At 61.2% G+C, this 13,288-nt stretch carries 10 protein-coding genes; 5 read left to right on the top strand and 5 right to left on the bottom strand.

Annotated features, from left to right (window positions below; translation table 11 throughout):
• The first annotated feature begins 17 nt into the window (after positions 1-17).
• From R3C98_RS06440 to R3C98_RS06430, 3 genes are all read left to right on the top strand, one after another.
• Positions 18-989, top strand: coding sequence for an oxidoreductase (locus R3C98_RS06440; protein WP_371313290.1), 972 nt, complete (start codon positions 18-20; stop codon positions 987-989).
• A gap of 34 nt (positions 990-1,023) precedes the next feature.
• A complete protein-coding gene (locus R3C98_RS06435) occupies positions 1,024-1,857 on the top strand; it encodes a methyltransferase domain-containing protein (protein ID WP_371313289.1) in 834 nt (277 codons plus the stop codon).
• A 63-nt stretch (positions 1,858-1,920) separates the two neighbouring features.
• Complete coding sequence (locus tag R3C98_RS06430; protein WP_371313288.1) at positions 1,921-2,223, top strand: hypothetical protein; 303 nt, start codon at positions 1,921-1,923, stop codon at positions 2,221-2,223.
• 20 nt (positions 2,224-2,243) lie between these two features.
• Here the strand turns inward: R3C98_RS06430 and R3C98_RS06425 are convergent, their stop codons facing one another.
• Positions 2,244-4,700: an ATP-binding protein gene (locus tag R3C98_RS06425; protein WP_371313287.1), complete on the bottom strand. Its 2,457-nt coding sequence runs from the start codon at positions 4,698-4,700 to the stop codon at positions 2,244-2,246.
• A 193-nt stretch (positions 4,701-4,893) separates the two neighbouring features.
• Between R3C98_RS06425 and R3C98_RS06420 the strand changes: the two genes are divergently transcribed.
• Positions 4,894-5,451 carry a hypothetical protein gene (locus R3C98_RS06420; protein ID WP_371313286.1) on the top strand — a complete coding sequence of 186 codons (558 nt, stop codon included), beginning with the start codon at positions 4,894-4,896 and terminating at the stop codon, positions 5,449-5,451.
• 8 nt (positions 5,452-5,459) lie between these two features.
• Here R3C98_RS06420 and aguB read toward each other — a convergent pair whose 3' ends face one another.
• The 3 genes from aguB to R3C98_RS06405 form a co-directional block, all read right to left on the bottom strand.
• The gene (gene aguB, locus R3C98_RS06415; RefSeq protein WP_371313285.1) at positions 5,460-6,302 is read right to left on the bottom strand and encodes an N-carbamoylputrescine amidase; all 843 of its coding nucleotides are present in this window, start codon (positions 6,300-6,302) and stop codon (positions 5,460-5,462) included.
• Between the two features lie 16 nt (positions 6,303-6,318).
• Complete coding sequence (locus R3C98_RS06410) at positions 6,319-7,302, bottom strand: agmatine deiminase family protein (RefSeq protein WP_371313284.1); 984 nt, start codon at positions 7,300-7,302, stop codon at positions 6,319-6,321.
• An 84-nt stretch (positions 7,303-7,386) separates the two neighbouring features.
• Positions 7,387-10,560 carry a carboxypeptidase regulatory-like domain-containing protein gene (locus R3C98_RS06405; protein ID WP_371313283.1) on the bottom strand — a complete coding sequence of 1,058 codons (3,174 nt, stop codon included), beginning with the start codon at positions 10,558-10,560 and terminating at the stop codon, positions 7,387-7,389.
• 273 nt (positions 10,561-10,833) lie between these two features.
• On the opposite strand from R3C98_RS06405, the gene R3C98_RS06400 reads away from it, so the two are divergent.
• Positions 10,834-12,567: an ArnT family glycosyltransferase gene (locus R3C98_RS06400; RefSeq protein ID WP_371313282.1), complete on the top strand. Its 1,734-nt coding sequence runs from the start codon at positions 10,834-10,836 to the stop codon at positions 12,565-12,567.
• Here the strand turns inward: R3C98_RS06400 and msrA are convergent.
• A complete protein-coding gene (gene msrA / locus R3C98_RS06395) occupies positions 12,561-13,211 on the bottom strand; it encodes a peptide-methionine (S)-S-oxide reductase MsrA (protein ID WP_371313281.1) in 651 nt (216 codons plus the stop codon). The genes R3C98_RS06400 and msrA overlap by 7 nt on opposite strands.
• Positions 13,212-13,288: the final 77 nt, after the last annotated feature.

Raw genomic sequence — 13,288 nt, 5'->3', positions numbered from 1 at the left:
AAAAGGGAGATATCCGGATGGCTGCAGAAGACCAGGCCCCGATCGGATCGGGATTCCATGACAAATCGACTGCCGCCGAGGTGATCCAGGGGATCGACCTGACCGGCAAGAACGCCGTCGTGACGGGCGGCTATTCCGGCATTGGCCTCGAAACCGTACGCGCGCTGGCCTCCGCAGGGGCCCGAGTGACTGTGCCAGCCCGGCGTCTGGATACGGCCGAAGCCGCGCTGGCAGATGTCGCCGGTGATATTGAGATCGCGGCCATGGACCTCGCCGATCTTGCCAGCGTCGAGAAATTTACCCGCGAGTATGACGAAACCGGACGAGGCCTCGATATCCTGATCAACAATGCCGGCACCATGGCCTGCCCGCTGGCGCGGGTTGGCCCGGGCTGGGAAAGCCAGTTCGGCATCAATCATCTTGGCCACATGGCGATGAGCCTTGCCCTCGCCCCGGCGATGCAGCGCACGGAGAATGCTCGTCTGGTTGCACTCTCGTCCATCGGCCACGCCCGATCTGACATCATCTGGGATGACCCGAACTACAATGAGCGGACGTATGACAAATGGGAGGCATACGGACAGGCGAAAACCGCCGATGCCCTGTTTGCCCTTGGCGTCGACCGGCGCGGGCGCGACATCGGCATCCGCGCTTTCTCAGTCCATCCGGGCGGCATTTTCACGCCGCTGCAGCGTCACCTGCCGGAAGAAGAAATGGTCGCGCTCGGCTGGAAGGCGCCGGACGGGACGATCCCGCCCATGGTGCTGGAGCGGTTCAAGACACCGGAACAAGGTGCGTCCACCTCGGTTTGGGCGGCAACCTCTCCCCAGTTGGCAAACCGCGGCGGCGTCTATTGCGAGGACTGCGACATTGCCCAGCTCGCCAACGAATCCAGTGAACGTTGGGAGCATGTCCAACCATGGGCCTGCGATGACGAACGGGCCGAACGCCTGTGGGAAATGAGCGAGAAGATGCTGACCGAAGCCTGATCCTATACCGGATCGTCCTGAGGAGGACAGGAACATGAAACAGATTGCACTACTCAGCCTGGCCGGTGCCCTGCTGGCCGCTTGCGCCACGCCCGCCGCGGAACCGGCACCGGAAGCGCCCGTGGCTGCCCCCATAGCCCCGGAAGCAGATGAGGCCCCGGCGGAGAAAGTCGCTGCCGGCGGGTTCGACTATGAAAGCGTGTTCGGCCAGGATGACCGCCCAGAGCAGGACTATGAAATGTATCCGGTACGGAAGTCTGCCGAGATGCTTGCCTTCTCCGGTATCATGCCCGGCATGACCGTCGTGGAGATGGAAGCAGGCGATGGCTTTTATACGGAGCTGTTCTCCCGCGTCGCCGGTCCGGACGGCAAGGTCTACATGCAGAACCCGCCCTCCTTCAAAGCCTTCCTCGGAGATTCCGTCTCGAAACGGGTCGATGGCCGGCTCCTGAACGTGCAGATCGTGGAAAGCGCGTTCGACAATCTCTCGAATGTACCGGATGCGGACGCCGATCTCGTGACCTGGTTCCTGGGCCCGCACGAGCTTTGGTACACACCCAAAGGCGAGCCGGAAGGCGTGCTCGGCGATCCTGACATGACGTTCGACGAGATCGCCCGCGTGCTGAAGCCAGGCGGTCACCTGGTTGTGCTGGACCACATGGCACCGGCCGGCTCACCGCCGACAACAGGCGGCGAAACCCACCGGATCGACAAGGCCGTCATCATCGAACTGGCCGCAAATCATGGCCTGACGCTGGCGGATGAAAGCGACCTGCTCGCCAATCCGGACGATGACGGCACCGTGCAGGTGTTCGACCCGACTGTCCGGCGCAAGACCGACCGCTTCCTACTGAAATTCGCCAAATAGGCGTATTTGGCACGATACCTGCATCTCCCGGGGCGAATCTCAGATTTCCCCGGGAGTTGTGCCATGTCCGCCATTCGCTATATCGCCGCCACACTTGCTGCTGCCAGTGTTGCCCTGCCCGTCTTCGCAGCTGAAGGCAGCTCGCTGCGCGGCCGTCTGGAAGCAGACTTTCTGCCGAAGGCAGAAGATGCCCCGGCCGTCATGGAAACAATTGTCGTGACAGAGAAAGACGGATCGGACCTGCTCGTCTCGAAACCGGCGCTCCTGCGCTATGACGAAGCCCCGGAAGTGCCGGTCCGGATGGAAGCGGAAACGCGTGGTCAGGATCCGGAGCGCGTCAGCAAGCTAAACGCCGACGCCCGCTAGATCGCACCTGTAGTTTCGCTTCAGGACGGAACGACGTTCTCCGAGAGAAGCAGTTCACGCTGCGCACTGACGGCACGCATGGCCTGTGCCGGCAGCCAGCAGGTGACTTCCAGCCCGCCGCCATCGACCGGCTTCATGCCGACCGTGCCGCCATGCAGATCAACGAAATGCTTCACCAGCGCAAGGCCAAGGCCCGCGCCACGTTGGTCTCCTGACACAAAGCTGTCGAAGCTTGTCGCGCGCTTGTCGGCCTCAAGGCCGCGGCCATTGTCGCGCACAGAGAACGTCACCATGTCGCCCATGCGCTGAGCCGAGATGACGATCTCGCCGCCGGAATCGGTGAAGCGCAGCGAATTCGAAACCAGGTTAAACAGGATCTGGCGGATACGGCGCTCGTCGGCGCGGATCAGGCCCAGTTGACCTGTGATGTCCGACCGGACCGCAATCTGCGTATCCTCGGCCTTCGAGACAACCATCTCGATGCTTTCCTCGATGACGCTGGCGAGGTCCACATCTTCGAGGTCGAGATCCATGCGGCCAGCTTCGATCATGGCGAGGTCGAGAATGTTCTCGATCAGCTTGGACAGGTGGTCCGAAGCAGACAGGATCGCGCTGACATAGTCCTTCTGGCGTTCGGTCAGATCGCCATTGCGCTGTGTCTCCAGAAGTTCGGCATAACCGAAGATCACCGTAAGAGGAGAGCGCAGCTGATAGGAGACGTTGCGCACGAATTCGGTTTTCAGGCGGTCTGCCGCTTCGAAGGCCTCGGCCCGTTCGCGCAGGGCGGACTCGACACGGCGGGTCGCTGTCACATCGGCAAAGGCGATCAGCGTGTTTCCGTCCGGCAGCGGATGGGTCAGGTAGGTCAGGATCGACCCGTCGGACCGGCGCATCTCGCCTGTGGTGGACTGGCGTGCCTTGGCGGACGGATCGGTGATGTGGCTCTTCATCGCCGCCCAGATTTCCGTGTCGTGGAACAGCGGAATGCACTCCTCCACCACATCGTCATAATCCGGCTGGTCCTTCAGCATGTCGTCACTGAGGCTCCAAAGGCGTCCGAAGGCATTGTTGTGCAGCTTCATGCGCCCGTCACCGCCGAACACGGCAACCGCTTCGTGGAGATTGTCGAGCGTGGAGCTCTGCGTCTTCACGATGGCGTTGAACTGCGTCTGCAGTTCCAGCTCGCCCGTAATGTCCTTGAACAGAAGGAGCAGGCCGCCCATCGGGTGGCGCTGGCGCGTCACGGACAAGGTCCGCTCGTCCGGCAGCGACCAAGTGTCTTCCTTCACCCCGTCGATGTCGAGATAGTAGGAGAGCTCCTCGGCCCGCCATTCGGCATAGTTGGCACGTGCCGGCAGTTTGCGGCGCTCGCGCAGACGGTCCAACAGCTGGCCATGACCGGGGCGATCCAGCAGGAAGCTCTCATCAAGATCCCACATGTCACGGAAGGCCTTGTTGTAGAAGGTCAGCTTCCGGTCGGCCCCAAAGATGGCAACGGCGTCTGCAACATGGTTCAGCGTCTCGTCATGGGCGCGGACGTGGCGGTTCAGTTCCTCACGCGCATCTTCCTGCGCGGTGACATCCAGCGCCATCGCCCCTGCCCCGCCCGACAGCGGGAAAGTCAGGATACGCATCGCGCGGCGCGCGCCATTAATGGTGATGTGGCGGGTCTCGTCGATATCGATGCCTTCGCTGATCGTCTTGCGGGCCTGATCGGCGGTCGCCTGGTCCAGCATCAGCTGGCGGTCCAGAACACGGTCGAGGTTCGTGCCGTCGACGGCCTCGATATAGGCAGGGTTCACCCATTGCAGCTTGCCCATGCCCGACATGCGCCAGGCGGGGAACGGCGCCTTGCCCAGCATGTCGAGGAAAGCGGTCGGGTCGCGCGCAATGACCTGCCGGGCTTCTTCCAGCTTGCCGCGGGCAGAACTTTCTTCCAGCCCTTTGATGGTGGCATCGCTGACCCAGACCACGGCGCGGGCACCGGCGGTGCGGCCGTCAGCCTCGAGGAAGCGGCCTGACGGGCCGATGATGGTGAGCGAGAAAGCCTGCCCGGTCTCGCGCAACTCACGCAGGCGGATGCGCAGCGTTGTGTCATGTCCGGCGCTGTCGCGGGCTTCGAGATCAGCAAGGCCTTCGATGATGCGCACGGCCGGGTCCGGCGAGATGGCATCGTCGGTGAAGCTCAGCAGACCCGCCAGTGCGACAGGAGAGCCGTACATTTCGGGCGGGATGATATCGTCGCCCTCAGCTTCCAGCGCTTCGCCCTGCCAGACGAGGATGACGCCCGGATGGGCGCCGAGAATCGAGCGGTGAGCCGCGAGCGTGGTTTCCAGCTCAGCTGACCGGTCCCGGTATTTACGGGCTGCGCCACGCGCGCCGTCCGATACCCGCAGAGCCCAGAGCAGTGCGGCGAGGCCGAGCGCCGCCGCGCCGGCGGCCATAATGATCGGAACCTGATCCGCTGTAAGTGCCATGCCGCGTCATCCAAAAGCCCGAATCGGCCGCGATAACGACCGATGAAACGGTTAACGAATTGCCCCCCGAGCGTTAAGGGCGCGTTAACGGAGTGCTAATGCCCGGACCAATTACCCGTAATATAACTGAAACCATATGTTGCATAAACACAACACTCGCTTAGTCTGGCCGCCTGTTAGTGGAGTAAATCCCATGATTTTTCGCTCTATTGCGCTGGCTGGCGCCCTCCTGATGGCATCTGCCATCCCGGCGTCTGCGCAACAGGCCGATGACGATATCGTTCGACTTCCGGGTCAGGGATTTACCAAACGCGAAGTCCGCAAGCCCGATGGCACGCCAGACCGCCTGGTCGCTGGCGGTGGTTTGTTCCTGAGCTTCGACATGAACGGTGATGGCCGCATCACGCGCACCGAACTCGAAGCCGGCACGGCCGCAGCTTTTGCCAAGGCGGATGCCAATGGCGACGGGCACCTGACGGCATTCGAACAGATCAAATGGGCTGAAAGCCTGCCGACGCGCGATGACACGCTGGCAAACCCTGTCCGCTTCGACCCGAACCTCGACCGGCGCGTCAGTCCGGAAGAGTTCGAGACTGTGATCGCGGAACTGGCTGAACACTATGTTGAAGAGACGAGCGATGTGATCGTCATCGCTTCGCTGAAGGCGCCAAAGCCAAAACCGGAACGCGCCTCACATCCGGCCCCGCCGGAAAGCGAGCGGCCTTCACGCGGCGTGCCCGGCGGCAGCTGACCCGAACGTCAGACCAGAATGTCGTAGAGATCTGTCCGGCGGTCGCGGAAGAAGCCCCAGGCTGCGCGGTCCCGGTCCACCACGTCCAGATCGAAGCTCGCAACCAGCACGCCTTCTTCGCTGCGGCCGAAATCGGTGACGACTTCGCCGACATGGTCGGTGATGAAGCTGGTGCCGTAGAAGACCTGGCCTTCCTCATCGCCCACACGGTTCGCCGCCACGACCGGGATAACGTTTGCCACGGAGTGGCCCTGCATCACCCGGCGCCAGCGCGCAGCCGTATCGAGGCTGGCATCATGCGGCTCGGCGCCGATGGCGGTCGGGTACATCAGAATGTCCGCGCCCATCAGGGCCATGGCGCGTGCGGCTTCCGGGAACCACTGGTCCCAGCAGATGCCGACGCCGATATTGCCCTTCATGGTCTGCCAGGTGCGGAAGCCCGTATCGCCCGGCCGGAAATAGTATTTTTCCTGGTAGCCGGGGCCGTCCGGAATATGGCTCTTGCGGTAGATGCCGAGCGGCGTGCCGTCGGCATCGATCATGACCAGTGAATTGTAATAGTGCGGGCCGTCCTTCTCATAGATCGAGACCGGGATGACGACATCGAGTTCAGCAGCGAGCTCCGCCAGCTGGACCACGGCCGGATGATCCTGCCAGGGCAGCGCGCGGGCGAAGTGATGCTCCTCCTGCGTCTTGCAGAAATAATAGCCGCAGAAGAGCTCCGGCGGCAGCACGACATCAGCGCCCTGCCCGGCGGCCTCGCGGATGAAGCCTGCCACACGGTCGATATTTTCCTGCATGTCATCGCTCGGCGTGAACTGAATGCTGGCGACGGTAATATTGCGGCTCATCTTCGGATCCTCCGGATCAGGCGGGAATTTCGCGGGTCATGCAGTGGAAGCTTCCGCCCCCACCCAGAATATGTCCAGCCGGCAGGCCGATGATCTTCCGGCCCGGGAACAGGACCCGCATCTCCGACAGCGCGACGAGACTGTAATGGTCCTCATAGACCGGCACCAGCACGGCACCATTGGTGATGGTGAAGTTCATGTGGCTGGCCGGGATCGGCTCGCCATCCTCGCCCTGGATCAGGCCCGGCGATGGAATGGTCGTCACGTCCAGCCCGGCATCGCGCAGCGTCGCTTCGATCTCCAGCAGGACATCCGTGTTCGGGTCGTCCGCGCCGGACGGCATCTGGCAGAGCGCATGACCCGGCCCGATAAAGCGGGCGATATTGTCGACATGGCCGTCGGTGTGATCGTTCAGCAGGCCATCGCCCAGCCAGATCATCTCCTCGATCCCCAGCGCAGCACAGATGCGGGTCTCGATCTCGTCGGCGGTGAGGTCCGGATTGCGGTTCGGGTTCAACAGGCACTGGCGCGTGGTGAGCAGCCGGCCCGTGCCGTCCGCATCGATCGCGCCGCCTTCCAGCACGATGTCGTGCGGATTTGCCTGCAGTGTTTCGAATGCAGCAACTGCGCCTGCGGTCTCGGTGTCGCCAGGCATCAGGTATTTGCCGCCCCAGCCATTGAAGCGGAAGGTCTGCGCCTCGCGCGTCATGCCCTGCCCCGTCACGATGGGGCCGGTATCGCGCAGCCAGATATCCCCGGCAGGGACTTCGACAACTTTCGCGACATCACCGACAGCAACCGTGGCAGAGGCCAGAGCTTCGACTGATCCGGCCGCCACTCGTACAGGCAGGTGTTCCGCCGCCGCGCGGATGAACGCGGCGATCTGCTCGCGCGGGCCTTCGAGGATGCCGCCCCACTCTTCGGCAAGATGCGGCCAGCCGCACCAGAGGGCAGCCTGCTGAGCCCATTCGGGCGGAAGGAAAGGTTTGTTCTCACTCATCGCGCGCGCCATGCCACAGCTATCAGAAAAGGAAAAGGGCGGCCCACACGGAGCCGCCCTTCCCGGAAGTCAAAATTCCCGAGATCAGAATTCGTAACGGATACCGAGCTGAACCTGCCACAGGGACTGATTCAGATCTTCTTCGTTCTTGATCCGGCTGTCGGACTGCAGATTGAAGTACTCATACTGGCCGTCGACGATCCGTGCAGAGACCACTGCGCGCTCATACTCGTAGCGGGTACGGCTGATGCGGCCCCAGTCGCTGTTCAGGAAGTTACCCACGTTCTCCATATCGACGAAGAGGTAGGTTTTGTGATTCTTCATCACACCCGGCAGCTCCTGCTGGAGACGCAGGTCCACGATGGTCGACCAACGCGAGTTGTCGCCGTTGCGCTCGGTGATGCCACCCTTGTACTGAGCCAGTTCCGAACCATTGATATAGTCGAAGAAGGCTTGCTGGGCGGTTGCGTCACCGCCGAACGAGGTTGCCGCGAACAGCGGGTCGTTCATGTCAGTCGGCACGTAGAGCAGGTTACCTGCATCATCCACGCTGCTTTCCTGCTGGCCAAACACCGGAGCATTGTTCTCGTTGAAGGTGTAGCTGTAAGGCTGGCCCGAACGACGGGTTGCAAACAGCGAAACCTTCGTGGCGTAGTCGCCGAAGAACGCCTTTTCCCAGTCGGCACGCAGCTTGAACATATGTTCAACCTGGAAGTTGGACGTGCCGGTCGTCGGAACCTGATAGCTCCAGCGTGCAGAGTCAGAGTAGTTGGAGCTTGCCGTCGAGGACGTACCGCCGCCAATATCTTTCACGTCTGCGTGGGTGTAGCTGGTGAACAGATCGAAATCACCAAAGTTCGTATCCCAGTTCTTGCTGGCCGAGAGAGCAAACAAGGTCGAGTAACCTTTGTTTACGCTACCGACAACAATGGACTGCGGATCGGAGCTCGTTGCGCAGTCATAGACAGGACGGCCATCCGGCGCGGCGCTGACCGGGGAGACGCAACGTGCATCGTACCAGTAAGGCGTGTTTTCCAGCCGGTTGTAGAGAACGTCGGCAGAGAACAGCCAGTCATCGCCCAGGTATGGAATGTCGACATTGTATGCGACACCCAGGTTCACCTTATAGGTGGTGGGGATGTCGAACGACCGGTCGAGTGCGTTGACCGAACCGTCCGGGGACTGACCGGACAGGTCGTCAAGTGCAGCCTGCGGGATCCACTGACCGTAAACCGGATCCGGAGTCGTCGGAACGGCAATCGGGCCACCCAGGAAGACGCCGTCATTCGTCACACCGTCATTGGAGTAGCTGTTCGAAATCCAAACGCTCGGGGAGCCACCGGAGAAGCGGCCAATGCCACCACGAACCGTGATGTCGTCCGTTGCTTCCCATTTGAACGAGACGCGCGGCAGCACAACATCGAGACCGTCAATCGTTTCGGTGTTGTAGTAGCCGTAACGGCTGAAGAAGTTCATGTTCGGGCGAATGTCGCCTTTTGATTCATACCAGTCGTAACGCAGACCATAGGTCACGTTCAGATTGGCCAGAACATCCCAGGAGTCCTGCCCGTACATGGAGTTGTAATTGTAACCCCAGATGGCACGCAGATCGTTCTCATTATTGGTGATGGCGTTGTCATAAAGCAGTGCGCTTGCAATGCCGGCTTCCAGGTCATCAATGGAGTCAAAGGCATAGGTGCCTTCAGAGTTCTGGGCGAACAGGTTGTCTACGTCGACTTCCTCACGCTCATAACCGAACTTGAAGGAGTGATCCCCGTAGAGATACTGGCCGGTTGCCTTGAGGGTCAGGAATTCCTGATCCAGTTCGTTGCCGTGCCGGAAACGGTCCGGACCGAACGCGATGACATCGCCGGACGCAACCGGGACAGAGCCCAGGAAGAATTCAGCACCGTTGAGGCTGTCCTGGCCCGTTGCCTGCGTGGTTTTCGCGATTTTGAACTCAGTCGAAAAGTTCGGGGTCCAGTCAGAGAACAGGTGCCCAATGAAGGATTCGACCGTCTCGGAACGATTGTACCAGGAAGACGAGAAGGCAACGTCTGCACCCTGCAGGAAGTTGTTACCATTTTGCTCGGCAATGCTCGAGCCTTCGGTCTTCAGGTAGGTGAACTTCGCACGATGGTTTTCGTTGATGTTCCAGTCGATGCTGGCGAGGTACTTTTCATCGGTAACCGGAGATTTGTCGAAACCGCCGACATCGAAGCCCCAGTTGTTCATGACAGCCTGAGCAATACGGTCAGCTTCGGCCTGCGTGACATCACGCTCGTTCACAGCGCCCGATCCGATGATACCGGTCTGAGTGGAAGCCGTTTCTTCGTACTTGTCGTACGAACCGAAGAAGAAGAGCTTGTCCTTGATGATCGGACCACCCAGCGTGAAGCCATAGGTTTTCTCATCAAAGGTCTGGTCAACCTGGCGATCGCCGATTTCGTCTCCAGCCATGGAGTCATCGGTCTTGTAGTAGAACGCCGAGCCGTGGAATTCGTTCGTACCGGATTTGGTGACGGCGTTGATCGTACCACCGGTGAAGCCATTATATTCCACATCGAACGGAGCCGTCTGGACCGAGAGAGACTCGATGGCATCGTAGGAGATCGGCGAACGCTGCGTCGGATAGCCGTTGGCATTCAGGCCAAAACGGTCGTTCAGAGCCACACCGTCGATCGTCAGCGAGTTGAAACGGTTGTTTGCGCCAGCGATGCTGAGCTCTTTTCCGCCACCCGATTGAACGTTGACGCTTGCGAACGGATCGAGTTCAGCAGCGTCGGTAATGTCACGATCGATCGAGACGACTTGGTTCAGCGCTTCGATACCGAGCGAGGTCATCAGACCTTCGTTGCTAAAGCCGGTTTGCAGCTGGCTGGCCGTGACGACCACCGTGTCGAGGGTACGGGCTTCTTCGACCGAAAGGTCGAGGTCATAAGGCTGGTCGAGATCGGTATAGATCTCGGTCACCGAGATCGGCTGGATGCCGGAACCCGTGACAGAAACCGAGTAAGGGCCACCAACACGCAGACCACGTGCCGAGAAAGTCCCGCCGGCATTGGTCGATGTTGTGGATACGGTGCCCGACGGCACGTGAAGAACGGTGACGGTGGCGCCGGAAACCGGCGCGCCGGTTTCGTCAACGACCGAACCGCGGATCGACGAGGTGGTAACCTGTGCCGATGCGATGCCCGCCGCTGTGATCGCGATCGCCGAAACGGCGGCTCCGCGAGCGAAGTTATTCCAGTTGATCATGATTTTCCCCTGTCCGAGAGATCCCCGGCCGGTGCCCTTGCACACCTTCCGGTTTGGGGTCGCATACCGACTCCAGATGACAGATTAGTGACAAGATTTTGAAGGTTAAACACATGCGCCACGGATTCGTGTCGAAGGCGATGGTGCGATGCAAAAATGACACGGTCGCAATAATCGACTCACCTGAACTTCACCTGAAAACGTGCATTTTGGGGTATATTCTGTCTCCGCCGCATCGCATAACCGGCCTCTCTTCCGAAAGGCCTGAGGCAAATGACCGAATCCCCCGGCGAATCGACGACGGACTGGCGCCGTACAACCTATCTGGCGCTGATGATTCTCCTGGCGCTACGTGTCCTGCTGCTCGCCGTCACCCCGCTGAACCTCTATGCCGATGAGGCCCAATACTGGCGCTGGGGTGAAACGCTCGACTGGGGCTACTACTCCAAGCCCCCCATGATCGCCTGGCTGATCCATGCCGTCACGGCCGTCTTCGGCAATGCGGAATGGGCTGTCCGCCTGCCCGCCCCTTTCCTGCACACGGCGGGCGCGATCTTCCTGTTCCACCTCGGACGCGACACGTATGGCGGACGCACAGGCATGCTGGCCGCGCTCGGCTATGCGCTGATGCCGGCCGTGATCCTCTCCTCTGCCGTCATTTCCACAGATGGCGTGCTGATGCCCTTCTGGTGCGCGGCCCTCTTGTGTTTCTGGCGCCTGCGCGCAGGTGAAGGTGGCTGGATCAGCGCCACCGGGCTCGGCCTCGCAATCGGCGCGGGCCTTCTGTCGAAATATGCGATGATCTACTTCCTGATCGGCATCGTCCTGACCTTGCTGATCGATCGGGACAGCCGCCGGGCGCTGATCTCCCGTCATGGTCTTGTGGTGCTGGCACTCGCCGCACTTGTCTTCGCCCCGCACATCGCCTGGAACGCCGCGCACGACTTCAAGACGGTCAGCCACACGGTCGACAATGCCAATCTGGGCGGCGACCTGATCAACCCCGAAAACGCGTTGACCTTCCTGGTCGACCAGTTCGGCGTGTTCGGTCCGGTCAGCTTCCTCGCCCTTGTTTTCGGCCTGTTCGCCGTCCGGTCCCAGGATGAAGGCATCATGGGCCGCGACCGCTGGCTGCTCTGCTTCATCCTGCCGGTGCTCATCATCATCCTCGGACAGGCGGTTCTGTCCCGCGCCAACGCAAACTGGGCAGCCACGGCCTACCCCGCCGCCAGCGTACTGGTTGCCGCCTGGCTGGTGCGGGCGCGTGCCAACCGGAATCTCTGGTTCATTATCGCGGGCTTCACCTTCGTGGCGCTCCAGTTCGCGCCGGACCTCGGCGTCTGGGTCCGGCTCGGCCTTGGCCTTCTGGTTGGCGGCGGGCTGCTCCTGTTTGCAGTTCTGGTGAAATACCGCCCATCGGGCCTGCTCTGGTTCAGCATCGGCCTTCACGGCGTCCTCGCACTCAGCTTTGCCGTCATTTCCCTGCTGCCGCTGCAGTCCTCGACCGCGCTTGGCCTGGACAATGCGTTGAAGCGGACACGAGGCTGGGATCAGGCCGCCAAGGATGTGTTCGGCATTGCCCGGTCGGTTGGGGCGACGTCCGTCCTGGTGGATGAGCGTGAAGTCTGGCACGGGCTAGATTATTACGGCCGTGACCGCACCGTGCCGCTGCTCTCCTGGCGGCGCTATGGCGTGCCGAAAAGCTTCTCGGAATCCCAGCCGGTCGCCGCACCGCTGGACGAGCGCGTGCTCATCGTGTCGATCCACCCCGGTATGCGGCCGATGCTGCGCAGCGAGTTTGAAACCTTTGAGCCGGCCGGAGAAATCTCCGTGCCGCTGGGCAAGCGCAGCAATGGCTGTCCGCTATCGCGCACATTCATTCTCTATGTGGCGTCAGGCTTCAAGCCGCAGGTCCATGATGCGGAATGGGAAGCGCAGTTCGAGGGCCAGACGGAATTTCCGCCCGTGCCCTGTCCTGCAAAACCGGAAGAACTTGCCGATCAGTGACCGGTTGAGGCGTCAGCCCAGACTTTCTTCACCCGCGCATCGCGGCCGCAGGCTGTGCGGTAGTAGCGGTATTTCAGCGGGTTCTTCTTGTAATAGTCCTGGTGATAGTCCTCGGCCGGCCAGAACGTGCTGGCGTCGAGGATCTGCGTCACCACCGGGGTGCCGAGTACGCCGGATGCATTGATCATGTCGACTTCGGCTTCAGCGACTTCGCGCTGGTCGGCATTCGAGACGAACACGGCGGAGCGGTAGCTGTCGCCCTTGTCGCAGAACTGGCCCTTCGCATCGGTCGGGTCGATGTGGTGGAAGTAATAGTCCACCAGCGAGTCATAGCTGACCTTGTCCGGATCATACGTGACTTTGACGGCCTCATAGTGGCCCGTCTTCTCGTGCGAGACCTGCTGGTAGGTCGGGTTCACCACCGTGCCGCCCGTATAGCCGGAGATGGTCGAGACGACGCCGTCCACCTTGTCGAAGTCCGCTTCCACGCACCAGAAGCAGCCACCTGCAAACACCGCCGTGGACAGACGCTTTGCATCCGGGCTGGAGACCTGGTCCTGCGCACCGGCGCTGGAGAAGAATCCGAGCGCCATGGCGGCAAGGCCTGCAGCGAGAGCAACTGACTGGGGTGAACGGGTACGCATCTTAATTCACTCGTTTTAAAGGCTCGGACTCTTCTGCCCGGCTTCCCGTCTGATATGGGAAATGACCGGAGGTTCGT

Origin of the sequence: Hyphomonas sp., from assembly GCF_041398465.1 — a bacterium.
Lineage (GTDB): Bacteria > Pseudomonadota > Alphaproteobacteria > Caulobacterales > Hyphomonadaceae > Hyphomonas.
The sequence above is the reverse complement of the archived record's forward strand: the minus strand, read 5'-3'. Positions and strand labels throughout refer to the sequence as shown.